This is a genomic window from Arthrobacter rhombi, from assembly GCF_039526245.1.
In the GTDB taxonomy this organism is placed as follows: domain Bacteria; phylum Actinomycetota; class Actinomycetes; order Actinomycetales; family Micrococcaceae; genus Arthrobacter_H; species Arthrobacter_H rhombi.
This window is the reverse complement of sequence record NZ_BAAAIV010000025.1, coordinates 83,576-109,530: the sequence shown is the minus strand read 5'-3', so window position 1 is coordinate 109,530 and position 25,955 is coordinate 83,576. Positions and strand designations below refer to the sequence as shown.

23 protein-coding genes are annotated in these 25,955 nt (G+C 60.3%); 11 read left to right on the top strand and 12 right to left on the bottom strand.

What is annotated here, in order from left to right:
• Nucleotides 1-15 precede the first annotated feature (15 nt).
• The 4 genes from ABD088_RS16215 to ABD088_RS16200 form a co-directional block, all read right to left on the bottom strand.
• Nucleotides 16-1,677, bottom strand: coding sequence for a formate--tetrahydrofolate ligase (locus tag ABD088_RS16215; RefSeq protein ID WP_343903194.1), 1,662 nt, complete (start codon nucleotides 1,675-1,677; stop codon nucleotides 16-18).
• A 400-nt stretch (nucleotides 1,678-2,077) separates the two neighbouring features.
• Nucleotides 2,078-2,230 carry a hypothetical protein gene (locus ABD088_RS16210; RefSeq protein WP_343903002.1) on the bottom strand — a complete coding sequence of 51 codons (153 nt, stop codon included), beginning with the start codon at nucleotides 2,228-2,230 and terminating at the stop codon, nucleotides 2,078-2,080.
• A gap of 364 nt (nucleotides 2,231-2,594) precedes the next feature.
• A complete protein-coding gene (locus tag ABD088_RS16205) occupies nucleotides 2,595-3,185 on the bottom strand; it encodes a histidine phosphatase family protein (protein WP_343903001.1) in 591 nt (196 codons plus the stop codon).
• Nucleotides 3,182-4,687: a CCA tRNA nucleotidyltransferase gene (locus ABD088_RS16200; protein WP_343903000.1), complete on the bottom strand. Its 1,506-nt coding sequence runs from the start codon at nucleotides 4,685-4,687 to the stop codon at nucleotides 3,182-3,184. The genes ABD088_RS16205 and ABD088_RS16200 overlap by 4 nt, the downstream gene beginning before the upstream one ends.
• Nucleotides 4,688-4,784: 97 nt before the next feature.
• Between ABD088_RS16200 and ABD088_RS16195 the strand changes: the two genes are divergently transcribed.
• The 5 genes from ABD088_RS16195 (at nucleotide 4,785) to trxA (ending at nucleotide 10,219) form a co-directional block, all read left to right on the top strand.
• Complete coding sequence (locus ABD088_RS16195) at nucleotides 4,785-5,312, top strand: NUDIX hydrolase (RefSeq protein ID WP_343902999.1); 528 nt, start codon at nucleotides 4,785-4,787, stop codon at nucleotides 5,310-5,312.
• Complete coding sequence (murJ, locus tag ABD088_RS16190; RefSeq protein WP_343902998.1) at nucleotides 5,302-7,005, top strand: murein biosynthesis integral membrane protein MurJ; 1,704 nt, start codon at nucleotides 5,302-5,304, stop codon at nucleotides 7,003-7,005. The genes ABD088_RS16195 and murJ overlap by 11 nt, the downstream gene beginning before the upstream one ends.
• 98 nt (nucleotides 7,006-7,103) lie before the next feature.
• Nucleotides 7,104-8,774, top strand: a complete 1,671-nt coding sequence (locus ABD088_RS16185; protein ID WP_343902997.1) for an ABC transporter substrate-binding protein — start codon at nucleotides 7,104-7,106, stop codon at nucleotides 8,772-8,774.
• A 115-nt stretch (nucleotides 8,775-8,889) separates the two neighbouring features.
• A complete protein-coding gene (trxB, locus tag ABD088_RS16180; RefSeq protein ID WP_343902996.1) occupies nucleotides 8,890-9,870 on the top strand; it encodes a thioredoxin-disulfide reductase in 981 nt (326 codons plus the stop codon).
• A gap of 25 nt (nucleotides 9,871-9,895) precedes the next feature.
• Nucleotides 9,896-10,219, top strand: coding sequence for a thioredoxin (gene trxA / locus ABD088_RS16175; protein ID WP_343902995.1), 324 nt, complete (start codon nucleotides 9,896-9,898; stop codon nucleotides 10,217-10,219).
• 1,142 nt (nucleotides 10,220-11,361) lie between these two features.
• On the opposite strand, the gene ABD088_RS16170 is transcribed toward trxA, so the two are convergent.
• The 8 genes from ABD088_RS16170 to rpmH all read right to left on the bottom strand — a co-directional run bounded on the left by ABD088_RS16170 (nucleotide 11,362) and on the right by rpmH (nucleotide 17,349).
• Nucleotides 11,362-12,870: a ParB/RepB/Spo0J family partition protein gene (locus tag ABD088_RS16170; RefSeq protein ID WP_425546035.1), complete on the bottom strand. Its 1,509-nt coding sequence runs from the start codon at nucleotides 12,868-12,870 to the stop codon at nucleotides 11,362-11,364.
• Between the two features lie 92 nt (nucleotides 12,871-12,962).
• Nucleotides 12,963-13,904, bottom strand: a complete 942-nt coding sequence (locus tag ABD088_RS16165; RefSeq protein ID WP_343903192.1) for a ParA family protein — start codon at nucleotides 13,902-13,904, stop codon at nucleotides 12,963-12,965.
• 227 nt (nucleotides 13,905-14,131) lie between these two features.
• Nucleotides 14,132-14,767: a 16S rRNA (guanine(527)-N(7))-methyltransferase RsmG gene (gene rsmG / locus ABD088_RS16160; RefSeq protein WP_372710871.1), complete on the bottom strand. Its 636-nt coding sequence runs from the start codon at nucleotides 14,765-14,767 to the stop codon at nucleotides 14,132-14,134.
• 66 nt (nucleotides 14,768-14,833) lie between these two features.
• The gene (locus tag ABD088_RS16155; protein WP_343902993.1) at nucleotides 14,834-15,409 is read right to left on the bottom strand and encodes a Jag family protein; all 576 of its coding nucleotides are present in this window, start codon (nucleotides 15,407-15,409) and stop codon (nucleotides 14,834-14,836) included.
• Between the two features lie 3 nt (nucleotides 15,410-15,412).
• Complete coding sequence (yidC, locus tag ABD088_RS16150; RefSeq protein ID WP_343902992.1) at nucleotides 15,413-16,372, bottom strand: membrane protein insertase YidC; 960 nt, start codon at nucleotides 16,370-16,372, stop codon at nucleotides 15,413-15,415.
• Nucleotides 16,373-16,378: 6 nt separating this feature from the next.
• Nucleotides 16,379-16,753: a membrane protein insertion efficiency factor YidD gene (yidD, locus tag ABD088_RS16145; protein WP_343902991.1), complete on the bottom strand. Its 375-nt coding sequence runs from the start codon at nucleotides 16,751-16,753 to the stop codon at nucleotides 16,379-16,381.
• Entirely contained in the window at nucleotides 16,746-17,141 is a 396-nt protein-coding gene (rnpA, locus tag ABD088_RS16140; RefSeq protein ID WP_343902990.1) for a ribonuclease P protein component, read from the bottom strand. Before rnpA ends, yidD begins: the two co-directional genes overlap by 8 nt.
• 70 nt (nucleotides 17,142-17,211) lie before the next feature.
• Nucleotides 17,212-17,349, bottom strand: a complete 138-nt coding sequence (gene rpmH / locus ABD088_RS16135) for a 50S ribosomal protein L34 (RefSeq protein WP_055854070.1) — start codon at nucleotides 17,347-17,349, stop codon at nucleotides 17,212-17,214.
• A gap of 517 nt (nucleotides 17,350-17,866) precedes the next feature.
• On the opposite strand from rpmH, the gene dnaA reads away from it, so the two are divergent.
• The 6 genes from dnaA to gyrB all read left to right on the top strand — a co-directional run bounded on the left by dnaA (nucleotide 17,867) and on the right by gyrB (nucleotide 25,954).
• Nucleotides 17,867-19,282: a chromosomal replication initiator protein DnaA gene (gene dnaA, locus ABD088_RS16130; RefSeq protein ID WP_343902989.1), complete on the top strand. Its 1,416-nt coding sequence runs from the start codon at nucleotides 17,867-17,869 to the stop codon at nucleotides 19,280-19,282.
• Nucleotides 19,283-19,687: 405 nt separating this feature from the next.
• Nucleotides 19,688-20,809 carry a DNA polymerase III subunit beta gene (dnaN, locus tag ABD088_RS16125; RefSeq protein ID WP_343902988.1) on the top strand — a complete coding sequence of 374 codons (1,122 nt, stop codon included), beginning with the start codon at nucleotides 19,688-19,690 and terminating at the stop codon, nucleotides 20,807-20,809.
• A 42-nt stretch (nucleotides 20,810-20,851) separates the two neighbouring features.
• The gene (gene gnd, locus ABD088_RS16120) at nucleotides 20,852-21,739 is read left to right on the top strand and encodes a phosphogluconate dehydrogenase (NAD(+)-dependent, decarboxylating) (RefSeq protein WP_343902987.1); all 888 of its coding nucleotides are present in this window, start codon (nucleotides 20,852-20,854) and stop codon (nucleotides 21,737-21,739) included.
• 16 nt (nucleotides 21,740-21,755) lie between these two features.
• Nucleotides 21,756-22,949, top strand: coding sequence for a DNA replication/repair protein RecF (gene recF / locus ABD088_RS16115; protein ID WP_343902986.1), 1,194 nt, complete (start codon nucleotides 21,756-21,758; stop codon nucleotides 22,947-22,949).
• A complete protein-coding gene (locus ABD088_RS16110) occupies nucleotides 22,946-23,503 on the top strand; it encodes a DciA family protein (RefSeq protein ID WP_343902985.1) in 558 nt (185 codons plus the stop codon). The genes recF and ABD088_RS16110 overlap by 4 nt, the downstream gene beginning before the upstream one ends.
• Before the next feature lie 300 nt (nucleotides 23,504-23,803).
• Entirely contained in the window at nucleotides 23,804-25,954 is a 2,151-nt protein-coding gene (gene gyrB / locus ABD088_RS16105; RefSeq protein WP_372710873.1) for a DNA topoisomerase (ATP-hydrolyzing) subunit B, read from the top strand.
• The last annotated feature ends 1 nt before the right edge of the window (nucleotide 25,955 follow it).

Here is a 25,955-nt window from a genome sequence, read left to right as displayed (position 1 = left end):
CCGCCGTCGTCGTTTTCAGAACAGCCCCACGGCGTTCCCGTCGGCGTCCACGTCCATCCGCATGGCCGCGGGGACCTTGGGCAGCCCGGGCATGGTCATGACCGCCCCGGTCAGCGCCACGATGAAACCGGCCCCGGTCTTCGGGATGAGATCGCGCACCTGCAGCGTGAACCCCTCCGGAGCGCCCAGCAGGGTGGCATCGTCGGAAAACGAGTACTGGGTCTTGGCCATGCAGACGGGCAGGTCATCCCAGCCGTTCTCGACGATTTCCACCAACCGTTTGCGCGCAGCTGCGGAGAACTCCACGTCCGCACCACCGTAGATCTCCTGCACGATCTTGCGGATCTTCTCCTCGACGGGCAGCTCCAGGTCGTACAGCTGGTGGAACCCGGCACCCCGCTGAACGGCGTCGAGCACCTGCGCCGCCAATTCGGTGGCCCCGGCCCCGCCCTGCGCCCACACGTCGGCCACTGCCGCCTGGACCCCCTCGGACGCGCACCATTGCAGGACCACATCCAGTTCCGCGTCGGTGTCCCCGCCGAACTTGTTGATCGCCACCACCGGCGAGAGCCCGAATCTCCCGATGTTGCGCACATGCCGTGCCAGGTTCGGCAATCCCGCGCGCACCGCGTCCACGTTCTCCGGTCCCAGCCCGTCCTTGGGGACGCCGCCGTGCATCTTCAGCGCCCGGATCGTGGCCACCAGCACGACGGCGGAGGGTGGGCAGTGCGCATAGCGCGCCTTGATGTCCATGAACTTCTCGGCCCCGAGGTCGGCGCCGAAACCGGCTTCCGTGACCACGATGTCGGCCAGGCGCCGCCCGGTGTTGGTGGCAATGGCCGAATTGCAGCCGTGTGCGATGTTGGCGAAGGGCCCCCCATGCACCAGGGCCGGGGTTCCGGCAATGGTCTGTACGAGGTTGGGCTTGATCGCGTCCTTGAGCAGCAGCGTCAGCGCCCCCTGGACGCCGAGGTCGGCCACGGTCACCGGACGGCGGTCAAAGGTGTATCCGATGGTCATCCGGCCCAACCGCTCCCGCAGATCCGGAAGATCGGTGGCGAGGCAGAACACGGCCATGACCTCCGAGGCGACCGTGATGTCGAACCCGTCCTGCCGCGGAGTCCCCTCAGTCGGCCCGCCCAGGCCGATGACGATGCTGCGCAGCGCGCGGTCATTGATGTCCATGACACGTTTGAAGGTCACGCGCCGCGGGTCGATGCCCAGCTCGTTGCCCTGTTGGATGTGGTTGTCGACCAGGGCCATCAGCAGGTTGTTGGCACTGGTGATGGCGTGGAAGTCGCCGGTGAAGTGGGTGTTGATGTCCTCCATCGGCAGGACCTGCGAGTACCCGCCGCCGGCTGCCCCGCCCTTCATCCCGAAGATGGGACCCAGCGAGGGTTCACGCAACGCGATCATGGTCCGTGTGCCCGTCGCCGCCAGGGCATCGCCCAGGCCGACGGTGACCGTCGATTTCCCCTCACCGGCGGGCGTCGGCGACATCCCGCTGACCAGCACCACGCGGCCGGGGGTTCCACTGGCGGCCGGGAGGTCCTTCAGGTTGATCTTGGCCTTGTAGCGGCCATAGTGTTCCAGCGCTTCTGCGGGGATTCCTGCCGTGGCGGCGATGGCCTCGATCGGCTTCAACGTCGCGCGTTGCGATATGACCAGGTCATTCATGGTCCCGACGTCGTCTTGCTGTCCATTGCTGCTGGTCATCTGCCCACTGGCCCTTCCGGCCATCGGCCGATGTCTCACGGCGAACCACGTTGTTGCGCCGGTCAACCCCAAGCTACCAGCGATGCACCGCCGTCGTCCCGGGATCGTGCCGACCGGTTTAAGCGGCAAAGCCCGCCGGTGAAGCCGGCGGGCTTTGCGGTGGGACCGGATCGGTCAATCATGGTTTTCCTCCTGGTGGTCGGTCGCTGATCTGGCCGGTGGGACCGGCGGCGTACCTGACTACCGCAGACGGAAAAGCATTTCCGGGGGGAGCTGGGATTCGTAGCGGTTCTTCGGCTGCGGGTTGTACCGGGTGGTCAACCATGGCGAGCTGTTGAGCTTGCTGCGCTTCTTTTGCATGTCATTCACCTCCCCGGTGCACATCGGGGTGGGATGACGCCCGGACGACCGGCTCATGGACCTGGGGCCGGGCGCGCAAGACGTCGGGGCCGGTGAGGAAGAGCTCGGCGGAACGGAGGCCAGAGGAGCGGGTGTTGCTGGATTGCGCGGACATCGCTGTTCTTTCGTTCGAAAACCTCGGGATGGGGAGGTCTGGAACAGCGGCGCTGGTTTCTAGCGGTTCGCCGTTCCGGAGGCGGGGACAGAGGCACGATCACGGAATCCGCCAACGTGCGCAGTGGTAGCCACTGCATTCGTGTTCTGGATGATCATCACCATTCCCACCTCCTTCGGTGAACAGGCCGGCAAACCGGCGGCTAATAGGTCCGCGGATCGAAACGTTCTCATTGAGATGTCTCAATCACAGGTTTAAAACTAGCCCAGGTCGGACCGTGGCGCTAGTCCTGGGCCGGAAAATCTTCAAAATTCCCGTCGACGCACGGTGCGCCGGGCCCGACACGCCGTGCCGGGCCGGTCGGCTACAGCCCCCAGGCCTCCACCGCGGGGGTCTTCTTATCCCAGCCCAGGCGGCAGACCTCGGCAGTCCCGAGCAGGAAGTGGCGTCCCTGACGCGCGTCGAGTCCGAGCCAGGTGGCCGCAAGGATGCGGCTGAAGTGGCCGTGGGAGAAGAGAATGGCGTTGCCCCCGCCGGCCAGTTCAGTGCGGACCCGCTGGACGATATGCTCCGCGCGTGCGCCGACCTGTTCGATCGATTCTCCCCCGGGAACCCCCTGGTCCCAGATCAGGTAGCCGGGGTCCTTCGCGCGGATGTCGGCCGACCGGATGCCCTCATAATCGCCGTAGTCCCACTCGTGGGCGTCCGCCACGGGTTCCGCGTCCGGAAAACCGGCCAGCTCGGCGGTGTGCCGCGCCCGGTGCAGTGGGCTGGTCATGACCAGGGAGAATTCCGTCCCCGCCGCTCGGATAGCCGTCAACGTCTCCCCGGCCTTCCTGGCCTGGTCTTCCCCGTGCGGGGTCAACGGCAGATCAGTCAGTCCGGTGTACTGGCCGCTTCGCGACCATTCGGTTTCACCGTGGCGCACCAGCCACAGGCGGGGCAATTCACTCATCGGGGGTCCTCCAACTCGTCAGTGGGTTCGGTGGCGGCTCGTGCCGCATCGCGCCGGCCGGGAGCACCGGCGTCGTCGTGGTCTTGTCCTGCCCACCACTGGAGCAGGGCAGCTGACGCTGCCTCGGGCCCCAGCTGCCCCTGGTCCAACCGCAATTCCAGGAGGAACTTATAGGCGCGGCCCACGGCCGGCCCCGGCGCGATCCCCAGCAGCTTCATGATCTGCCCACCGTCGAGATCCGGCCGCATGGACTGCATTTCCTCTTGTTCGGCGAGCTCCGCGATCCGTCGTTCCAGGTCATCGCAGGCGAACGCCAGGTGGTCGGCCTTGCGGCGGTTACGGGTGGTCACGTCGGAGCGGGTCAGCCGCAGCAGCCGCTCCAGGACCGGCCCGGCGTCCGTGACGTAGCGGCGCACCGCGGAGTCGGTCCAGCCCGCGTCGCCATAACCGTAGAAGCGCATGTGCAGTTCGACCAGGCGGGCCACGGCCTTGATGGTGTCGTTGTCGAACCGCAGGGCCCGCATGCGCTTCTTGGCCAGCTTGGCGCCGACCGCGTCGTGATGGCGGAAGCTCACTGCCCCGTTGGCTTCGAACCTCCGGGTGGCCGGTTTGCCGATGTCGTGCAGCAGGGCGGCGAAGCGCAAGACGAAATCGGGGCCGGGCACCTCCCCGTCCGGTCCGGTCTCCAACGCCGCCGCCTGCTCCAGCACCTGCAGCGAATGCTGGTAGACGTCCTTGTGCCGATGGTGCTCGTCGACTTCCAGGCGCAGGGCGGAGACCTCAGGCAGTACGCGGTCGGCCAAGCCGGTGGACACGAGCAGATCGACCCCGACGCGCGGCTCAGCGCCCAGGATCAGCTTCACCAGTTCGTCACGGACGCGTTCCGCGGAGATGATCTCAATTCGCCCCGCCATCTCGGTCATCGCCTGTTCGACCTCCGGGGCGACCGTGACGCCGAGCTGGGAGGCGAATCGGGCGGCGCGCATCATCCGCAGGGGGTCATCGGAAAAGGAAGCCGTCGGGGTGCCGGGCGTGCGGATCATGCCCTTTTCCAGATCGCCAAACCCCCCATAGGGGTCGACCAGCTCGAGCTGCGGCAGCCGCAAGGCCATGGAGTTCATCGTGAAATCACGGCGCCGAAGGTCCTCCTCCAACGAGGTGCCAAAGGCGACAGCGGGCTTGCGCGACTCCGGGTCATAGGCGTCGGCCCGGTAGGTGGTGACCTCGATGGTGTGTTCCCCGCGACGCAGGGCAATGGTCCCGAACGCCCGGCCGACCTCCCAGGTGGCATCCGCCCAGCCCGCCACCGCGGCCAGCGTCTGGTCCGGATCCGCGTCGGTGGTGAAATCAAGATCCGGCGACACGCGGCCCAGGAACAGGTCGCGGACGGGCCCACCCACGAGGGAGAGCTCATGGCCGGCTGCCGTGAAACGGTCGGCGATCTCGAAGACGACGGCGGGGAGGAGGGCCCTGAGGGCGGTTGGCGCGGGTAACTGCTGCATAGTGCATTAAGCTTGTCAGATTTTTCCGCCCCCGCCTGACGCGCGTCATGTGCGGGGCGGACGCATGTGCACACCAAAGATGGATAGAGTGGCTTCCATGGCCCATCCAGTTCCCCGCGCTCCGAAGCGCACTCCGCTGAACGCCTCCATGGCGTCTGCGCAGCCGGGCCATCACGCATTGCCCACTGTCGAGGAAGTTTCCTCCGGTGGCGTGATCGTTGATACCTCGCTGCCGCAGCTCCCCGTCGCCATCATCGCCCGGTACAACCGTGGCGGACGTCTCGAATGGTGCCTGCCCAAGGGACATCCAGAGGGCGAGGAAACCAACGAAGAGGCAGCCGTCCGCGAAGTCGACGAGGAAACCGGGATCGCCGGCCGGATCCTCGCACCGCTGGGCAGCATCGACTACTGGTTCACCGTGTCGAACTACCGGGTACACAAGACGGTCCACCACTTCCTGCTCGAAGCCACCGGCGGCGAACTGACCATCGAAAACGACCCCGACCATGAAGCAGTCGATGTCGCCTGGATCCCGATCGCGGACCTGGGTAGGAAACTCTCCTTCCCCAACGAACGTCGCATCGCGGAGTTGGCCCGCGAAGTCCTCCCGCAGCATGGCAACTGAGACCGCCACGGACCAGAAAAGTGGTTCGCACGCGAAGGCGTATGCCCTCATGGCATCCGGCACCATGGTGTCCCGGGTCCTGGGCTTCGTGCGTACCGCGCTGCTGGCCGTGGCCATCGGCTCCAACGCCAACGTCGCCGACATCTTCGAAAAAGCCAATGTCATCCCCAACATCATCTTCATGTTGTTGGCCGGCGGCATCTTCAATGTCGTCCTCGTCCCGCAGCTGATCAAGGCCTCCCGGGCGGCGGACAAGGGATCTGACTACACCAGTCGGCTCATCACGCTGACGATCGTGGTGATGGGCGCGTTCACGGTCCTGTTGACCCTGGGGGCCGGGCCGATCATCACGGTGTTGACCAAGGGCTGGTCTCCGGCGGCCATCGAATTGGGGACGACCTTCGCCTACTGGTGTCTGCCCCAGGTCTTCTTCTACGGTGTCTACGCAGTGGTCGGCCAGGCCCTGAACGCCCATGGCCGTTTCGGCTCGTACATGTGGGCGCCGGTGGCGAACAACGTCGTGCAGATCGTGGTCATCCTCCTGTTCATGGCCTCTTTTGGGGCCAACGGCAGCAATCCCCATACGGTGGGCAACTGGACGACGGCACAGACCATCTGGCTTGCCGGCGGTTCGACGCTGGGCATCGCCATCCAGGCGATTGTCTTGTTCGTCCCGCTGGCGCGGTCCGGGCTACGCATTCGCCCCAAGTTCAATTGGCGCGGCATGGGCCTACGCCACGTCGGCAAGCTGGCCGCCTGGACCCTGGTCTCCATGACCGTGGGCAACGTCGCTTCACTGGTGTACGCACGGCTGGTCTCCAGCACAGTGGGCGCCCGCGACTCGCTTCCATCCGCCGAAGCCGCAGCAATACCCGGCGAGCAGGCACTGAATGCGATGCAGCTGGTCACGGTGCTACCCCATTCCATCTTCGCCCTGTCCCTGGCCACTGTGCTGTTCAACGAGCTCTCGCGCGCCTTTGCCGACGGCAAACCCGAAAAGGTGGCCCCCACCCTCTCCCTCGGGCTGCGGACGACGGCAATCCCCGTCGTGTTCGCGACCGTGGCCTTCATCGTCCTGGCCGGACAGCTGGGACGCCTGTTTGCCGGTTCCGGGCCGAACGCGGCCATTGCCGGTGCGGCGATTGGCCAATTGCTGTTGCTGACGGCGCTGGGATTGCCCTTCAAGAGCGTCCATTTCTTCCTGATCCGCGTGTTCTTTGCCGAGGAGGACACCCGGACCCCGATGGTGATCCAAACCGCGATCGCCGTCATCGGCGTCGTCCTGGCGTATGGGCTGGCGGCCGCCCTGCCGGCGACGAAGATCGCCCTGGGAATCGCCTTGCTGTTCGGGGTCACCAACATCGCCTCCGCGGTCCTGGCCCATGTCCTCGTCGTCCGTCGCTACGGTGACTACGGAATACGCGAAGTCCTCGACAGCTACATCCGCATCGGATGGTTCTCGGTGCTCTCCGGTGCCGCCGGAATGGTCGTGCTCTGGGCGATGGGCGGGTTCACGAACGGTTTTGCCTGGCAGTCGATCATCGCGGCCCTGGTGACCATTGCGGTCGTGGGCAGCGTCATGGCCGTCGTCTTCCTCCTCCTGCTCAAGGCGGCCCGCGTTCCCGAACTGCAGAATTTCATCGGACCGCTCGCTCGCCGCATCCCGGACTTGGGCAAAAGGTTGCGCCGATAGGGGCCGATGACATACGGCGCGGGCACGGTCACCGGTAGCATGGACACAGCAAAGCACGAGGGTGCCCAGGTACCCACCATCAATCCCGGGAGTCAATAGTGTCGCAGCCCATCGATGTCGGAACCATCCTGGGAGGCCGTTACAAGGTCACCGAACTGGTTTTGACCTCCGCCGACGGCGACGCCGTCTTGGGCGGGATGGATCAGGTACTGAACCGCTCGGTGAGCATCCTCGTTGCCGCTCCAGAAAACGCCAGCCAGGTAGCCACCAGTGCCCGTGAGATCGCCACGGGTGAACGGTACGGATCGATGCAGGTCCTGGACTTGGGTATTTCCGATGGCAGCACCTACCTCATCACCAACACGGCCAGCCCAGCCGACCTGCTTGATCTCGTCATCCAGCGCGATGCCCCGTTCGTCGAGCCCTTCTACACCGACACGCTCGGATCGGAGATCTTCGGCGTGACCCGTAGCGCCGAGCCCGAAGTCTATGAGGACGAGGACGAGTACTGGGAGGAGCTGGAGGCCAACGAGGAGCGCAATGTCGGCGGGCGCGTGGCCAAGCGCCTCACCGGACTGACCAACCGCTTTGGACGAGGCAAAAAGGACGACGACGCTGCGGTCGCGGGCGCGGCGGGCGCCGGGTCCGCGGTGGCAGCCGCTGGGGCCGCCTCTGCTGCTTCGTCTCAGGATGCCGGGGAGCCGGATGGCCAGGCCGCCAACCCGGCCACCGCAGCCGCCCCGGGCATCCCGGAACGGCCCCAAGTACCACCAAAGACCCCGACAACCACTGCCCACCCCGTTACGCGAGCAGACTCCGAGGAGGCGCGGGGCACGGAAGCGGTGACCCACTGGGGTGCCGCCGACGATGAAACTGCCCCCAGCGGTGGATCGCAGCTTGAGGTGGATACCGCAAACGGCGACATCGTGGGCCCCGCAGCGGTGACGGCGGCCGGCTCCGAGGTTTCCGAGCACTCGGCGGAGCCAGTCCAAGAAGCGCCCTACGAACGACCGGCTTCGGTTTTCCCGGCAGCTGCACGCAATTACTCTGCCGCGCCCAGCGAACCGGAATATGCCGACGACGACTCCGACAACGAAGAGTCTGCCGGTGCGGGGAAGATGACCCGAATCCTGGTCGGGGCGCTACTCGTCGTGGTCCTCGTGGTCGGCGTCGTCTTCGCATTCAACACCTTGGGCAAGAACAATACCGCCCCGGTCGCTGGGGATTCCGCCCAGGGAACGAACTCGGAGGCAGGAGCCAATTCCTCCGGCGCGTCGGAGTCCGACTCGAACGCGCCGACCGCAGCTCCGGAAATCGCGGATCTCACGCGCTTGGTGCCGGGGAACCAGGCTCTCAATGCCGAAACCGACTCAACCTTGGCGAAGGCCATCGATGGCAGCCAGGGAAGCATGTACAGGTCCTACTCATACACGACTCCGGAATTCGGCGGGTTCGCCTCCAACATGGTGCTGGTGGCGAAGCTGAAGGACGAAGCTACCGTTTCCGAGGTCCAGCTGACCGGCCTCAATGCAACCGGCGGTTCCTTCCAAGTCAATGTCGGCGATAGCGAAGATCTGGGCTCAGCCCAAGAGGTGGCATCCGGATCCTTCACGGGGCCGACGGTTACAGTTCCTGTTTCAGGAGACGGCAGCAAGGGCGTGAAGGGCAAGTACGTGTTCATCAACGTGACGGAATTGCCGCGGCTCGCCTCAACGTCGAATAGTTCACGTCCCTATGGACTCCAGATTTCCGAGATCAAGGTGTCCTGACACCCCACCGGGAATACCGACCAGCACGACACCGTTGTGCAGGGCAAGAGATGACCAACATTTCCGTGCCGGAAGCCGACTCCCAGCACGGACCAAACCCGGAGGTACACACAGCGTGGCCACAGAAACATCAGATGCCATCCGCGATGTCATCATCATCGGTTCGGGGCCCGCGGGGTATACGGCAGCCGTGTACACGGCTCGGGCCAATCTGGCACCCCTCGTCATTGCAGGATCCGTCACTGCCGGCGGCGAATTGATGAACACGACGGACGTGGAGAACTTCCCCGGCTTCCGCGAAGGAATCCTCGGGCCCGATCTGATGGACAACATGCAGGCCCAGGCCGAACGTTTTGGTGCTGAGATCCAATACGAGGACGTCGCTTCGGTCGACCTGTCCGGCGATGTGAAGAACGTAATACTCGCCGACGGGACCGAGTACAAGGCCCGTGCAGTCATCGTTTCCACGGGTTCCGCCTACCGGGAACTTGGATTGCCCAACGAAAAGCGCCTCTCCGGTCATGGCGTCTCTTGGTGCGCCACGTGTGATGGGTTCTTCTTCCGCGAGCAGGAAATCGCCGTGATTGGCGGCGGTGACTCCGCCATGGAAGAAGCGCTCTTCCTGACCAAATTCGCTTCGAAGGTGACCGTGGTTCACCGTCGCGAGGAACTTCGAGCTTCCAAGATCATGGCAGACCGTGCACTGGCACACCCCAAGATCGAATTCATCTGGAATACGGCCGTTGACGACGTGGTGGGTACGGACAAGGTTTCTGGCCTTCAGCTGGTGAACCTGATTGATGGCACCACATCCGAACTGCCGGTCACCGGCGTATTCGTGGCGATCGGAAATGACCCAAGGACAGATCTGGTGAAAGACCAGTTGGACCTGACGTCTGAGGGCACCATAGCCGTGCAGGGACGTACCTCAAAGACGAACTTGGACGGTGTCTTCGCGGCCGGCGACGTCATCGACCCGACGTACCGCCAAGCAGTCACGGCTGCCGGCTCCGGCTGCGTTGCCGCACTCGACGTCGAACACTACCTCTCGAACCTGACGGTGCCGGCCGACAACAGCACTGCCGTATCCAACTAATTTCCTCAAGAAAGGGAGAATGAACATGAGCCAGGCAAAGGACGTTACAGACAGCTCTTTCCAAGCTGACGTGCTGGATTCCTCCAAGCCCGTGATCGTGGATTTCTGGGCAGAATGGTGCGGGCCGTGCCGCATGCTGTCCCCAATTCTGGATCAGATTGCCGCAGAGCACTCCGAGAAGATCGACGTGGTGAAAGTCAACGTCGACGAGAACCCGGGCATCGCTGCCAAATACGGCATCACCAGCATCCCCGCGGTTTACGTCTTCCAAAATGGAGATCACGTAGCCACGTCCATCGGAGCGAAGCCGAAGCAGGCTCTGGAACAAGAGTTCGCAGCCTACCTCTGACACAGAAAACCCAGGATCGCCGCACAGCGGCCAGTACAGGGTAGGAGGGGCCGTAGCCGTCGTCAGACGGTTACGGCCCCTCCTTTTTGCTTGCCCCAGACGCGCTGTACCGTTCCCTGAGAGCCCGAGGGACTCGACTTCCGACTCACCAATACCAAGTACTTCCCCACGGTCACCATATGGATTGCAGGGCGATTACGAGGACTTCCCCCGCTGAGGGGCACTGAGGCGGACACCCACTTCACGCTCCAGGCCCCCGATACGCAGCTGAATTCTGTGTGTGAACCCCACGTGGTTACTAACCAACTGCAATTGCTTGTTTTCCCCTTGAAACCCTGTTCTGGTGCGACGGCGCCCTTGCCCGCGCCAGAGGCCCACGCAACATACGCTGACAGGTCTCGGCAGGTCCGCGGCATCAATGCATGGAGACGTTCTACTGGCCTCCATGCCATGCCTTGCATATTCTCACATCAAATGTGGACATCACATGACGCTCGTCCCAAATCGAAAACTGGCATTCGCCGCTTAAGGCGGTAGGCGATCCACGCAAGTACCGCACGCCATCGTCAAGAACTCGCCCCTGTGAACCGTCCTCATGATACGTGCTCTCTTCGGGGAGATGCTGATGAAGTCTGCCAGTTTGCAAGCGCTGGTCCCAGGACACCCTCCAATATCATTCCCTCGACTTGAAGCAACGACTAGACATATGCAGGTCGATTCCGGGTGCTCTTTACAATTATCCGTGGCGTGACCCGGAACTGTAGGAGAAGAGTTTCACGTGAAACCATGCGGTCTCGGAGGCTGCGCCACGAATTCTTAGCCTGTCTGGCGGATTGCCTTGAGCCTACGAGTCGCGCAATAACCGAATCAAGAAGGTCGCCTCGACCGTCCTGATCGTGTCGAGATGGCCTGGATAGCCATGAACACGGGGCAGCGGGATTGTACTTGCCGAGGGGTTTCCAGGGGGAAGCAGCTCACGATCCGTTCCACAGCACGCTTGAACCAAACATATCCGGGAGCGCGGTAGGAGCTATATGCCAAGTCTTCGAACGCCACAAAAACGAGAGGTATATCCGAAGCTTGGGAAACTCCCGTGGGATCGTTCGTCAATGTTCCACGTGGAACATAGACGATAGAACGGTCTACTTCTCTGGGGTCGGCGAAATGACGCTCATGATTCTGTTCAGATCATCCACGCTGCCAAATTCGATACTGACGCGACCCTTCTTTGCGCCAAGAGTAATCTTAACGTTTGTATCCAAGTGATCAGACAACGAATTGGCCAAGTAGTCCAGTCGCTCGTGCCGTGCGGTCGATCTAGGCGTCTTCTCTTTCGTGGGGCGCCTAAGCCCATCGCTCATCGCGACGAGCTCCTCAGTAGCCCTGACGGACAAACCTTCGTTCACTATCCGCTGGGCAACGCGCTCCATCTCCGCATTGTCTGACAATCCAAGGAGCGCCCTCGCGTGACCCGCAGACAAGACGCCAGCTGCAACCCGACGCTGCACCAGCGCAGGCAGCTTCATCAGACGAATAGTGTTCGAAATTTGCGGTCGTGAACGTCCTATTCGGTCGGAGAGCTCTTCTTGAGTGCACTCGAATTCCTGCATAAGTTGCTGGTAGGCCGCAGCTTCCTCCAGGGGATTGAGTTGGGACCGATGCAGATTCTCAAGGAGCGCGTCCCTTAGCAGATCCGTATTCGACGTATTTCGGATAATCGCAGGAATTTGTGAGAGCCCTGCAGCCTGAACCGCGCGCCACCGACGCTCGCCCATGACGAGTTCATACTTCTCCTCGTTCTCTTCGCCCGACGGACGAACAACAATGGGTTGAAGCAGTCCCACTTCGCGAATCGAGTGAACGAGCTCTGCCATGTCATCTTCATCGAATGATGTCCGCGGTTGCTTACGGTTGGGATGAATATCTCCGACCGCGATCTCGGCAAACGTTGCCCCGGGGACCGCTATCAACGTTTCACGTGAAACAGCATCCGATGCGGTGGCATTTTCATTCATCGTCGGGGCTGCAGCAGCCGGCAACGACGCATTCTGTAGCTCGGTATCCGTGTTCGGCGCATCGGGCACACCGCGCTCATCCTTCTGCTGCATAACCTGTCCGAGGACATCAGGGACCGCGACGCGCCTGTTTCGACTGTTGGCAGTTGATTTCTTCGCGCTTGAAGTGTCCGCACCAGAGACAGAAGCCGATGACTCTGTACTACCTGGCGAAAAGAACATATCTACCGGGCGGGACTTTCGAGCCTGTTCCTTGCCAGTCGAACGAACGGCCTTCGCTGAGGGGGTGGCCGGCGTGACCCTTGATTGCGCCGGAGAGTGCTCGGCACCACCAACTGATCCCTCAGAATCCGACGCTATGCGCGAAGCTCTCTTCGCGGAATCCTTCGCATTCGTCGTTTCACGTGAAACCTTCGAGGTAGCGGGCCGAACGTCCGTTTCACGTGAAACATCGGCTGCACCCGAGGAAGTTGTGGATGGCCCCTGGGAAATGGACTCCTTGCCCTTGGAATCTTCTGTCGAAGAAATCTCCGGGGTTGTATCAGCGGCCCCCAAAACGCCCTCATCCTCTGAAACCGGGCTTCCGGAAATGAGAGCACCAAGGCCTCGCCCTAGTCCACGCCGCTTCTCTGCCATCGTCCGTCCTCTCAACCTCACCACTCCGCCATTGATGGCGCAATTACCTCAGTCAAGAGTCTACTGGCAACCACACCGTTCTGGGTGGCAGGCTAGCCGCGTTCCGCTATCTCCGCGGCCGCCTCAAGGTAGGAAAGAGCACCCGTGGAGCTGGGATCGTAGGTCACGACGGTCTGTTGGTAACTTGGCGCCTCAGAGATCCTCACAGAGCGCGGAATCAGGGCACCAAGTACTTGATCCGGAAAGTGTTCTCGGACTTCAGCAGCGACCTGTGAGGCCAAATTGGTACGTCCGTCGTACATAGTCAGCAGAATGGTGGAAACAACTAATTCAGAGTTCAGATGTTTCTGAATAAGCTCAATATTGCTGAGAAGTTGACTGAGACCTTCCAGTGCGTAGTACTCACACTGAATGGGAATCAGGACCTCACGGGCAGCCACGAATGCGTTAACTGTCAGCAAGCCCAGGCTGGGAGGGCAATCAATGAATACATAGTCAATTCTCTCTTGGCCGAGTTCCTCCCGAGTCGCCCGATAAACGTCCAAAGCCCTGCGGAGACGTTGTTCACGAGCAACGAGGGATACCAGTTCGATTTCGGCGCCGGCAAGGTGGATCGTCGCCGGAGCCACTAGAAGGTTTTCGAATTGTGGACACGGTGCCAGCACATCGGCCAAAGGCACGTCGTTGATCAGCACGTCGTAGATGCTCTCGACTTCTGCATGGTGCTCGATCCCCAGCGCAGTAGAAGCGTTCCCCTGAGGGTCGATGTCCACCACGACGACATTCATTCCGGCCTTGGCCAAAGCCGCCGCAATGTTCACTGTGGTTGTCGTCTTACCGACACCACCCTTTTGGTTGCTAACGGTGAGGAATCGAGTCGTCTCCGGTTTCGGCAACGACCTTCCGTCTAGCCGTTCGCGACGCCTGTTCTCGTTCGCAAGCTGACTCGCCAATGGGGTGCTTTCATCTATGCTGTCCATCATGTCCCGGACCGGTGCCTTCGCTTCAGACTGAACTTCTTCTTGGTGCTCGATGGTGTCGTCCTCCAGAAAAATACGATCCCTGCGCCGACATCTGGGTGGTGCCAGGGTGTTTCACGTGAAACGGCGAGATCAACTTCTTTAGGCTGATTTGAAAGCGACAAATGCTGCCTACCAGGATACGTGACAGGACAATCCGTAAAAGGGATCATTTTCCTCTTCACGTCCACATGCTCCTGACAACGTCGGTGACGGCGATCGTCACCCGTACAGCCTACCGTTTAGCTAGACACGCCCACACTGATCCGTACGACTGTCGTCGGCTCAGACAGAATATCCTGCCCCGTAGTCACGACCTTCGTATGTTGAGCGCCCAATTTTCGAAGGACCTTCGATGCCTTCTGCACTTCTTCTGCAGCACTCCGTCCCTTGATCGCCAAGACTTCTCCGTGCCCGTGCAACAAGGGAATCGTTAGCCGCGCCAGGTTTCCCAGGGCCGAAACCGCCCGTGCTGTCACAACATCCGCATTGACGTGCTCGACAGCCTGCTCGGCCCGAGAGCGGTAGATCGTCACATTGTCGAGTTCAAGATCATCAACGACTTCATTCAACCAAATGCAGCGCCGCTCCAACGGTTCGATTAGGGTCAGCATCAGATCCGGTCGAGCAATGGCAAAGGTAAGTCCAGGCAGGCCGGCTCCGCTCCCAACATCGGCCACGTCTGCGCCTTCCGGAATGAGGTCGGCTACGACGGCGCAGTTCAGTACGTGACGGCTCCATAACCGCGGGACCTCACGTGGCCCAAGCAGTCCTCGTTCCATGCCAGAGGTCGCCAAATGGTCTACGTAGCGAGTAGCCAAGGAGAGCCGTGGACCGAATACTACTTCGGCGGCTTTGCTCTCTGCTTCGGTCGGCAGGACTACCTGACTCACATTGCTCCCGGTTCTGGCTGCTGGTTAGTACGGCTCTGGACGAAATGGAAACTAGGAGCTGACGCCTGAAACGACGATGTGCCGTCGGCTGCCTTCACCTTCGGACTCGCTGTGCAGGCCAAGATCAGCGACAGTGTCGTGGACGAGCTTACGCTCGTAGGCACTCATCGGTTCCAGAGCCACTACGCCACCATCGGCCTTGATCGTGGAAACAGCCGCCTCGGCTAACTTCCTGAGCTCACCTGCACGCCCGTTCCGATATCCGGCGATATCGAGAACAAGCCGAGAACGATTCCCGGTCGCGGAAAGGACTGCCAGACGTGCCAGTTCCTGCAGTGCTTCCAATCCTTCGCCGTCTGCCCCAAGAAGCTCTTTCAGGGCGGATGCGTCATCGCCTTCGCTGACAATAGAAATGTAGGTCCGCCCACTACGGATTTCAATATCAATATCACCGTCGAGATCGGCGATATCAAGAAGTTCCTCGAGGTAATCTGCAGCGATATCTCCCTCTTCCTCGACACGGCTGACACCGTCAGGGGAGGGAGAGGACGCGGACTCCGGCCCCTGTGCTACCAGGCTGTCTGGAACCTGCTCAGTCTCATTGGCATTCCCGTCGACGGCACTCATCGTTTACTTCCTCTTCCTGTTCTTACGCTGTGGCTGCTCGCGTTGGCCCTTGGGTTCAATGACCTCGGGTTCAGCCACTTCCTCGTTCTTCTTGTGGCCTACCGGAGGCAGCCCCTTGGCCGCACGCCTTGCATTCAGTTCACGTTCCGCCTGTGACCCAGGAGTCGGGTTGTTCCGGATCACGTAGAACTGCTGTCCAAGTGTCCAAACGTTGGTCGCTGTCCAATAGATGAGAACACCAATGGGGAAGTTGATGCCACCAATGCCGAAAACCAGCGGAAGGATGTACATCATCATCTTCTGCTGCTGCATGAAAGGCCCCTCAAGGGCTTCCTTGGTCATGTTCTTCGTCATGATCTGTCGCTGGGTGATGAACTGGCTCGCTGACATCGCGACGATCATGACAATGGCAGTGATGATGACAGCAATCTTCGGGGCGCCAGAATTGATGGTCCCCAGGAAGGTCTCCGAGAGGCCGGCACCGAAGATGGTCGAGGCGTCGAAGCTCCGTACGTGTTCCACCGACAATGCGCCTACCGAGTGACCCTCGGCACTCGCCCTGGAGGCATTGTTCAATACTCGGAAGAGCGCGAAGAAGAATGGCATCTGCACGAGAATCGGCAGGCAGGACGCCAGCGGGTTCGTCTTGTGCTTCTTGAAGAGTTCCCGCTGCTCCGCAATCATGGCCTGCTGGGAGAGCTGGTCCTTCTTGCCCTTGTACTTTGCTTGGAGCTTCCTAAGATCTGGCTGCAGTACCTGCATGGCCCGTTGGGCCTTGATCTGCTTCACGAACACGGGGATAAGCGCCGTACGGATGAGCAGCACCAAGAAGATGATGGACAGCGTCCAGGTCCATCCTGAATCCGGGTCCATACCCACGAAAGTGAAGACTGCGTGGAAAGCCCGAAGGATCCACGAGACTACCTGCGTGAAAGGCCACAGGATTGTGTCTAGGAAGTTCATTACCGGTTATGCTCCTCGTGCCACGTGCGCGGCATCGTCGTCGGCGGGAATCGGCGGATGATTCAACACCATGATCTTGGGGGCTTTGCCTTCTGGCCAAATCCGTCGCCCTGCGGGTACATGGTCGATGCCCCCATGGCTCCAAGGGTTGCAGCGGAGCACCCTCCAGGCAGCGAGTCCGCTGCCTTTGACCGCACCATGTACCGTTACCGCTTCTAGCCCATAGGCTGAACAGCTGGGAAAGTACCGGCAGACATCGCCGTACAGCGGAGAGATGCCCTTTCGGTATCCCACGATCACTCCAATCAGGAGGATACGCGGGATATCGATTACGCGGCGCACCAACAGACCTGGCCAGCCCGTCTTCTTAACCTCATGCATCGCAGGATCCCTTTCGCCCGGACGAAGCGGCCTTCCTCGCTGCCTGAGTGCAGGCCTTATCGAGTCCGCGGAGGGTGTCTGCGGACAGCTCAGACCACGACGCGTCCGCTGAGGCGGGAAGAGCCCTCAGTACTATGTCGTAACCGGTGTCCATGTTGGCCAGATGTTCCGCAGCGATCGCCCTTAGTCTCCGTTTAACGAGATTCCGGACCGCAGCGTTCCCAACGGCCTTGGAGACGATAAATCCATACCTTGAGTTGCCCGTCGAGGACTCCCCAGGACGGACGACCGCATATAGCACGACGTTCCGGCGCCCAGAACGGGCGCCGGAACGTACGGTGGCGGAGAATCCTGCAGCGGAACGCAAACGATGTTTCTTAGACAACATGGTCAGTACCCGGCGGTGCCGGAGGCCATGTTCACGTCAACACCGCGCAGTCCGCGAGATTTGCTCGCTGTTATGCAGAAAGCTCGGTGCGGCCCTTGGACCGACGAGCTGAAAGGATGGCGCGACCCGCACGGGTGCGCATACGAAGACGGAAGCCGTGCTTCTTGGCACGACGGCGGTTATTCGGCTGAAAAGTCCGCTTGCTCACAGTAGTAACTCCAAGACGATCAAAGGATGCGCCTTAACCCGTTGCTACAAGGGGGAAGAACAGGCTGACGCTCGTATTTCATGTGGCACATCGGGGTTTTGCAAGATCGAACTAGCCTTAGCAGTTCCACTCACGGTGCCCAAAGCACACACACAGGACTAAACAACGATAGGTGACATGCAGGAGGCAGGTCAAACCGGCACACCCGCTTGTACGCAAAGCTGGTGATTGAAGCCTGTGAATAACTCGATAGACATTAATCCACAGTTGTGGACAACCTGCAAGGAAATCCTCCAATACAGGTAGTCGTGTCGTTGCCCTTTTTAGCGCTCGTGGCGGGCTTCAAAGGAATTTTCAGAGAGATTCTCACGAGGCTATGAGCCAGTCCGGGTTATCCACGGACTGTGAATAACATTGTGGATGACGGCTAGAATCAATAACCGTTGGTCGTTTTTCGTACGGCGCGGACCAGCGGACCTTGACGCCGAACGATGAGACCTTGAAGGGGGAGTCGGCAGTGAGCACGGACGAAACAAACAGTGTCGGTAGCGCTTGGCGCCAGGTAGTGCGCATACTCGAGCAAGACGACCGGGTCACCCCCCGCCAGCGTGGCTTCGTCGTCCTCGCCAGGCCGCTCGGTCTGATCGGCACCACCTTGCTGCTGGCGGTCCCCAATGAACTAACTCGTGAAGTTCTGCAAACCCAGCTCAAGAATTCCCTCGATACGGCGCTTCGACAAGTTTTCCAGGACGACATTCTTTGTGCCTTCAGTATCGACGCCGATCTGGTCCCGGAATCTGAACCCGAGCCCGCCCAACCCGAGCCCGCCCCGGTGCCGAAGGAACGAATCAGCGACAATCGACCGCAGCCGTCTCCACCTTCGAATTCCCAAGAGTTCGGACGCCTCAATCCCAAGTACATCTTCGACACCTTTGTGATCGGATCTTCCAACAGGTTCGCCCATGCTGCCGCAGTAGCCGTCGCAGAAGCGCCCGCCAAGGCATATAACCCGCTGTTCATATATGGCGATTCTGGACTGGGAAAAACGCACCTTCTACACGCAATTGGCCACTACGCCCGCCATCTCTACAACGGGATACGTGTCCGGTACGTCAACTCCGAGGAGTTCACCAACGACTTCATTAACTCGATCCGTGACGACGAGGGTGCAAGTTTCAAGCAGACTTACCGCAATGTCGACATCCTCCTGATCGACGACATTCAATTCTTGGCGAACAAAGACGCAACACAGGAAGAGTTCTTCCACACGTTCAATGCCTTGCACAACCACAACAAGCAGGTGGTCATCACCTCGGATCTTCCTCCAAAACAATTGGCAGGCTTTGAGGACCGAATGAGATCTCGCTTCGAATGGGGCCTCCTAACTGACATTCAGCCGCCAGAACTGGAGACGCGCATAGCCATCCTGCGTAAGAAGGCCACCGCCGAGGGTCTATCAGCGCCAGACGATGTCATGGAGTACATCGCTTCCAAGATCTCGACAAATATTCGTGAACTCGAAGGTGCATTGATTCGGGTTACTGCATTCGCTTCCTTGAATAACCAAACAGTCGACCTCACGCTGGCGGAGCAAGTGCTGAAGGACCTCATTACGGACGAAGGTGCCCAGGAGATCACGCCGGCAGCCATAATCGCCCAGACCGCGGACTACTTCAACCTGAGCATCGAGGAATTGAACAGCAAGTCGCGGACGCGGACCCTCGTAACTGCCCGGCAAATCGCGATGTATCTGCTTCGCGAACTCACTGACATGTCGCTGCCGAAAATCGGGGCGGTGCTCGGAGGACGCGACCACACCACGGTGATACACGCTGACAGGAAAATTCGAGAGTTGATGGCCGAACGCCGAGCCATATTCAACCAGGTGACTGAGCTCACCAACAGAATCAAACAACAGCAGCGCGAAGGCTAAATAGCCCGGAATCACGCGGATATACACGCCTGTGGATAAAGCTGTGGATAGTTAAGTGGATGACCAAGCTTTCCTGCGGATAAGTCCCCATAGGCCTGTGGATCCCCAAAATGACCAAAAAAGTTCTCCACTGCCCTGTGCGGATTGACCGGGGCCGAGCGCACAGGTTGTACACAGGCCAAAAACCCCGGAACATATCGCCAACCGCGGTTATCCACAGTATCCACAGCAGTTATTAACACTACGAATCCCAATTTCTAGAAGATTCCAGATAACAAGTTCCCTGTACCGATCGCCATCCCCCTGACTGCGTTCAAAGCACCGTTCGGTATCCCCGACTTCAGCAGTCGGGCTAAGCTTGCACCGGAAAGTTGTCACCAAAAGCTGTGAAAGGCGGATCACTACGTGAAGTTCAGTGTCGAAAGGGACGTCCTGGCAGATGCCGTGTCCTGGACCGCCCGTTCGCTATCACAGCGGCCGCCCTCCCCAGTCCTCTCCGGAATTCTGATCACTGCTGGCGATTCTGTGGTTTCACTAGCCGGGTTCGACTACGAAATCTCCGCACATCTTGAGATCGCAGCTGACGTGACCACGCAGGGCACAATCCTCGTTTCCGGAAAGCTACTGGCTGAAATCTGCCGCAGTCTGCCGCAGTCCAACGTGACCATCGAGACGGAAGCAGCGAAAGTCACCGTCACCTGTGGCCGGAGCCGGTTCCACTTGGCAACCATGCCCGTCGCTGATTACCCGGACCTTCCTGTATTGCCGGAAATTGCTGGAACTGTCGACGGCGCCGCCTTCTCGGAAGCGGTTAGCCAAGTCATCGTTGCCGCGTCCAAGGACGACACCTTGCCGATCCTCACGGGCGTCAAGATGGAGATTGAAGACGACCTCATCACTTTCTTGGCAACCGATCGCTACCGACTGGCAATGCGCGAAGTTCACTGGAAGCCGACGACCCCCGGTATCTCGACCTCTGCTCTGGTCAAGGCCAAGACATTGAGTGAAGTGGCCAAAACATTGGGCGGCGCCGGAGAGCTGAGCATCGCGCTCGGAGAAAACAGTGACCTGATCGGTTTCGAAAGCGGTAGCCGCCGGACCACCTCGCTTCTCGTCGACGGTGACTACCCCAAAATTCGTTCATTGTTCCCTGAAAACACGCCAATCCATGCGACAGTCCGCACACACGACCTCGTTGAGGCAGTCCGTCGCGTTGCCGTCGTGGCTGAACGTAATACGCCGGTTCGCTTGACGTTTACCAGTTCCCAGTTGGCCTTGGATGCAGGCACCGGCGAAGATGCCCAAGCCGAGGAAGCCATTGAGGCGCAACTCGATGGTGAGGAAATCACGGTCGCATTCAACCCTGCCTATCTTTCTGAAGGCTTGAATGCGTTCAGCAGTGATTTCGTGCGCTTCTCGTTTACCACGGCACCGAAACCAGCGATGATGACGGCACAAAAGGCCCTGGACGGAAATGACGAGGATGATTACCGTTACTTGGTCATGCCCGTTCGATTGCCCAACTGACATGATTTCAGGAGCAGGGACCCGCCAACAGTAGGAGAAACCATGCATATCGGATTGATCGGTCTCGGCAAAATGGGCGACAACATGCGCGCCCGACTGCGCCAAGGCGGTATTGAGGTCACAGGATATGACCGCAATCCTGAGGTTTCCGACGTTGGATCGGTGGACGACCTCCTCACGGCGCTCCCGGACCGGAAGATCATTTGGATCATGGTTCCAGCGGGGCCGATTACCGATGCAGTCGTGTCGGAACTTGCTGGGAAACTGGGAAACGGCGACCTCCTGATCGATGGTGGCAACACACGCTTCAGCGATGACATCCGGCACGGAAACGACCTGGCCAAGAGCGGAATTCGATTTGTTGACTGTGGCGTTTCAGGAGGCGTCTGGGGCTTGGAAAACGGATATGGGTTGATGGCCGGCGGCGCAGACGCTGATATCGAGGAACTCCTACCGGTATTCGACGCCCTGCGCCCTGAAGGAGACCGCGCACAAAGCTTTGTCCACGTCGGGGAAATCGGTGCTGGACACTACGCAAAAATGGTTCACAACGGTATTGAGTACGGCATCATGCAGTCGTATGCCGAAGGGTACGAACTGCTCGCTGCTAAGGGAATCATCAAAGATGTACCGGGAACTTTTGGTGCCTGGCAAGAAGGAACCGTTATTCGGTCGTGGCTACTCGACCTGCTCGTAAAGGCCCTGAAAGAAGACCCGGAACTAAGCGCGGTGGCCGGCTACGTCGAAGATTCTGGCGAAGGACGGTGGACCGTCGAAGAAGCAATTGCCAATGCGGTTCCTGCACCCGCAATCACCGCTTCCGTATTCGCACGCTTCGCCTCGCGCCAGGATGATGCTCCAGCGATGAAAATGGTCGCAGCATTGCGTAATCAGTTCGGCGGGCATGCGGTGCGCCGGCCGAGCGAGTAGCCGGGATTACTCACAGTTGTACATATCGCATGTATCTCTTACCGATTTTCGATCTTATCGGCAGGTAGATCTTGAGCTGGCGCCGGGAACAACCGTATTCGCCGGACCCAACGGTGTCGGTAAAACGAATATTGCCGAGGCGCTGGGATATCTGGCCTCGCTGGCGTCGCATCGGGTTTCCAATGACGCACCCCTGATCCATTTTGGCGCAGAGCAGGCTCTCGTCAGGGCCCGTGTCCATCGGGCCGACCAAGCGGTTGGTCTTGAACTCGAGATCACTGCCGGCAAGGCGAACCGTGCACGGATAAACCGCGCCAATCCAGTACGGGCACGTGAGATCCTAGGAATCCTCCGAACAGTTCTTTTTGCACCAGAAGACCTGGCTCTTGTTAAAGGGGACCCGTCGGAACGACGGCGCTATCTTGATGAGGTCCTCGTTGCATTGCAGCCCCACCACGCGGCGACCCGATCTGACTACGACCGGGTTTTGAAGCAGCGAAACGCGTTGTTGAAGTCAGCACGGGCGACCGGACGACTTTCGTCCTCGCACGAGGCAACTCTGTCCGTATGGGACGAACATCTTGCGACGGCCGGAGCAAAGTTGCTGCGTGGGCGCCTCGACGTCCTTGCCGCCGTGCAAGGGGAGATTGCCAACGCTTATGCAGGGCTGACAGACGGGTCGAAGCCGGCGACAGTGCAATACATGTCGACGGTTGGTGACGAGATGGGTGAAGACGAGCAGCCGCCCGAGCCGCGAACCGAGAGTTCCGGGATCCCGCGGGAGCGTCTACAAGATCTGGACTTCGAAGAAATGCGGACGGCCTTTCTCAAAACGCTTGTTCTCCAACGAAAGAAGGAACTGGATCGCGGATTGACGCTCGTCGGGCCACATCGGGACGAATTATTTCTCGGGCTGGGGGGCGCGCCTGCGAAGGGCTACGCCTCCCACGGGGAGACGTGGTCGTTGGCACTGGCATTGCGCTTGGCCGTGTACCGAGCACTCTGTGCGGACGATTCGCGCCCGGGGGCCAAACCGGTTCTTATCCTCGACGATGTGTTCGCGGAACTCGATGTCTCCCGCCGAAAAAAGTTGGCTGCGGTAGTAGCTGACGCCGAGCAGGTGATTGTGACAGCGGCAGTTGTCGAGGACGTACCCCACGAGCTCAATGGAAGGATTCTCACCGTCGGCCCCGGTACGGTGTCGGCATGAGTGAAGAGCAGGACGAGCCGCATCGGGAATCGAACGAATTCGATGCGGCCCGCGCCATGCTTAATCGGATGCGGCAGTCAGCGATCGCACGAGGAGAAGTCCGAATCGACGCCGCGAGGGCGCGGCGGGCGGGCGAGCGCAGCGCTCAAGCCAGGGAGGTAAGACGCCGCTCCTCGGCTGGCCCCTCGTACGATGACGGACGTGATCCGCAGGGAATTGGAACAGTTTTTGGGCGGATGGTACGCGATCGGGGATGGACTTCCCCCGTTGCCGTGGGCTCGGTCATGTCCCGATGGACTGAGCTGGTGGGACCCCAAATCAGTGCCCACTGCACGGCGGAAAGTTTTGACGACACTACCGTCGTTGTGCGCTGTGATTCCACGGCATGGGCGACACAGGTGCGTCTGCTGAGCCATAGCCTGCTGAAGACCTTCGATGAGAAGTTGGGTCCTGGAGTAGTCACCACCATCCAGGTCCTGGGTCCGTCCGCTCCCAGCTGGAAGAAGGGCATGCGGCGCGTAGCCGGCCGAGGGCCACGGGACACTTACGGTTAACCTGCGGACGTTTGGGGCTCGCGACGGTCACTCGTGTAGCGGCGTTTTCACCACCCAACGAAGTTACCGACAGGGAACCGCCTGCAGGCGCTCTGCTGGGCCCGTCGGCACATAGGGGATCAGCCGGTGCCCACGGAGCGCGTTCTAGGCCGGTTATTTTCCCAATGAGAGGCAATTGGGAGCCGATTTGCCCCACCAATCTGAGGATTCGCGGTAGAATTGGAGATACGGTGCCCGCCCGGTGAGAGCCGGGGCATCGTTTCATGGATGACCGGTCAATCTGATCGGTATCCGCCGAGAATGCACAAGGAGCCTGCACCGCCTGTGGATACTGAGAACACCACCCCCGAGGAAGAAAACTCCGGAGCCCCACAGGAGACCGCTTCCGTTCAAGATCCGGCAGCGGCACCGGTTGAGGAGCAGAAGGCGAAAGAGAATTCCCACCGAGTGGAACACGCCTATGGGGCCAACGACATCACCGTGCTGGAGGGCCTCGAAGCCGTTCGTAAGCGCCCCGGCATGTACATCGGTTCAACCGGCCCCCGCGGTCTCCACCATCTGGTGTATGAGGTGGTCGACAACTCCGTTGACGAGGCTTTGGCAGGGTACTGCGACACCATCAGCGTGGCGCTCCGCGAAGATGGCGGGGTCCGGGTCCAGGACAACGGGCGCGGAATTCCTGTCGATATCCATCCGACCGAGGGAAAGCCGACCGTGGAGGTCGTGATGACCATCCTTCACGCGGGCGGCAAATTTGGTGGCGGTGCCTATGCCGTTTCCGGTGGTCTTCACGGTGTCGGGATTTCGGTTGTCAACGCACTGTCTCGCAGAGTGGACACGGAGATCCGTCAGCAGGGCCATGTCTACCGGATGTCGTTCGGCGATGGGGGAAAGCCGCAGACTGACCTGGTCAAGGGCGAGGAAACATCGGAAACCGGAACGATGCAGACCTTTTACCCGGACCCGGAGATCTTCGACACTGTCGAGTTCGATTTTGAAACGCTCCGTGCCCGCTTCCAGCAGATGGCCTTCCTGAACAAGGGTCTCCGTATCACTCTGACTGATGAGCGCACTCTGGATGATTCTGCGGATGAGATCGCGGAAAACTCCAGTGAGGAACGGGCCGACGAGGCAGCTGAACCCAAGCACCGCTTCGTCGACTATTGCTACAAAGACGGACTGCTCGATTATGTGAAGTACCTCAATGCCTCCAAGAAGGTCGACCTGGTGCATCCCGATGTGATCGCGTTCGAGAGTGAGGACCCCGAGCGCATGATCTCCGTCGAGATTGCGATGCAGTGGACCACTGCTTATTCGGAATCGGTTCACACTTACGCCAACACCATCAACACCCATGAGGGCGGAACCCACGAAGAAGGCTTCCGTGCGGCGATGACGTCCTTGATCAATCGGTATGCCAAGGAAAAGGGCATCCTCAAGGACAAGGATGACAACCTCACCGGCGATGACATCCGTGAGGGCCTGACGGCAGTCATTTCCATCAAATTGGGCGAACCCCAGTTCGAGGGGCAAACGAAGACCAAACTGGGCAACTCGATGGCCAAGGGATTCGTCCAGGGAGTTGTCAACGAGGAACTCGGAGATTGGCTTGAGCGGAACCCCGTGACGGCCAAGGACATCATCCGGAAGTCGCTTTTTGCCGCACAAGCCCGGTTGGCTGCACGCAAGGCACGCGATAATGCACGACGGAAGTCACCGTTGGAGTCATTCGGGATGCCGGGCAAGCTCTCGGATTGCTCCTCGAAGAACCCCGCTGAGTGCGAGGTCTACATCGTGGAGGGTGATTCCGCCGGAGGATCCGCGAAGCGAGGGCGTGACCCACGAACGCAAGCGATCCTTCCCTTGCGTGGAAAGATCCTCAACGTGGAGCGGGCACGTCTGGACCGGGCTTTGGGTAACGCCGAAGTCCAGTCGATGATTACTGCCTTCGGGACCGGAATCGGCGAGGAATTCGACCTAGCTAAACTCCGCTACCACAAGATCGTCCTCATGGCCGATGCTGACGTTGACGGTCAGCACATCACCACATTGCTGCTGACACTGCTTTTCCGGTACATGCGTCCTTTGATTGAAAACGGCTACGTTTACTTGGCGCAGCCCCCGTTGTACCGGATCAAGTGGTCCAACTCGGCGCACGACTATGTATTCTCGGACGCCGAACGCGACGCGGCGCTGACTGCCGGTGCTGCGTCCAACAAGCGCCTGCCGAAGGACAACGGCATCCAGCGCTACAAGGGGCTGGGCGAAATGGACTATTCGGAGCTGTGGGACACGACGATGGATCCCGACCGCCGTACGCTGCGCCAGATCACCATGGAGGACGCGGCCGCAGCTGACCAGATATTCGCTGTGCTGATGGGCGAGGACGTTGAATCCCGCCGCAACTTCATCCAGCAGAACGCCAAGGACGTGCGTTTCCTCGACATCTGAG

Excerpts from the sequence above, each read along its gene's own strand:
- ABD088_RS16215 (WP_343903194.1), bottom strand. The coding sequence starts at position 1,677 with ATGAATGACCTGGTCATATCGCAACGCGCGACGTTGAAGCCGATCGAG.
- ABD088_RS16210 (WP_343903002.1), bottom strand. The coding sequence starts at position 2,230 with ATGTCCGCGCAATCCAGCAACACCCGCTCCTCTGGCCTCCGTTCCGCC.
- ABD088_RS16205 (WP_343903001.1), bottom strand. The coding sequence starts at position 3,185 with ATGAGTGAATTGCCCCGCCTGTGGCTGGTGCGCCACGGTGAAACCGAA.
- ABD088_RS16200 (WP_343903000.1), bottom strand. The coding sequence starts at position 4,687 with ATGCAGCAGTTACCCGCGCCAACCGCCCTCAGGGCCCTCCTCCCCGCC.
- ABD088_RS16195 (WP_343902999.1), top strand. The coding sequence starts at position 4,785 with ATGGCCCATCCAGTTCCCCGCGCTCCGAAGCGCACTCCGCTGAACGCC.
- murJ (WP_343902998.1), top strand. The coding sequence starts at position 5,302 with ATGGCAACTGAGACCGCCACGGACCAGAAAAGTGGTTCGCACGCGAAG.
- trxA (WP_343902995.1), top strand. The coding sequence starts at position 9,896 with ATGAGCCAGGCAAAGGACGTTACAGACAGCTCTTTCCAAGCTGACGTG.
- ABD088_RS16170 (WP_425546035.1), bottom strand. The coding sequence starts at position 12,870 with ATGGCAGAGAAGCGGCGTGGACTAGGGCGAGGCCTTGGTGCTCTCATT.
- ABD088_RS16155 (WP_343902993.1), bottom strand. The coding sequence starts at position 15,409 with ATGAGTGCCGTCGACGGGAATGCCAATGAGACTGAGCAGGTTCCAGAC.
- yidC (WP_343902992.1), bottom strand. The coding sequence starts at position 16,372 with ATGAACTTCCTAGACACAATCCTGTGGCCTTTCACGCAGGTAGTCTCG.
- yidD (WP_343902991.1), bottom strand. The coding sequence starts at position 16,753 with ATGCATGAGGTTAAGAAGACGGGCTGGCCAGGTCTGTTGGTGCGCCGC.
- rnpA (WP_343902990.1), bottom strand. The coding sequence starts at position 17,141 with ATGTTGTCTAAGAAACATCGTTTGCGTTCCGCTGCAGGATTCTCCGCC.
- gnd (WP_343902987.1), top strand. The coding sequence starts at position 20,852 with ATGCATATCGGATTGATCGGTCTCGGCAAAATGGGCGACAACATGCGC.
- ABD088_RS16110 (WP_343902985.1), top strand. The coding sequence starts at position 22,946 with ATGAGTGAAGAGCAGGACGAGCCGCATCGGGAATCGAACGAATTCGAT.
- gyrB (WP_372710873.1), top strand. The coding sequence starts at position 23,804 with ATGCACAAGGAGCCTGCACCGCCTGTGGATACTGAGAACACCACCCCC.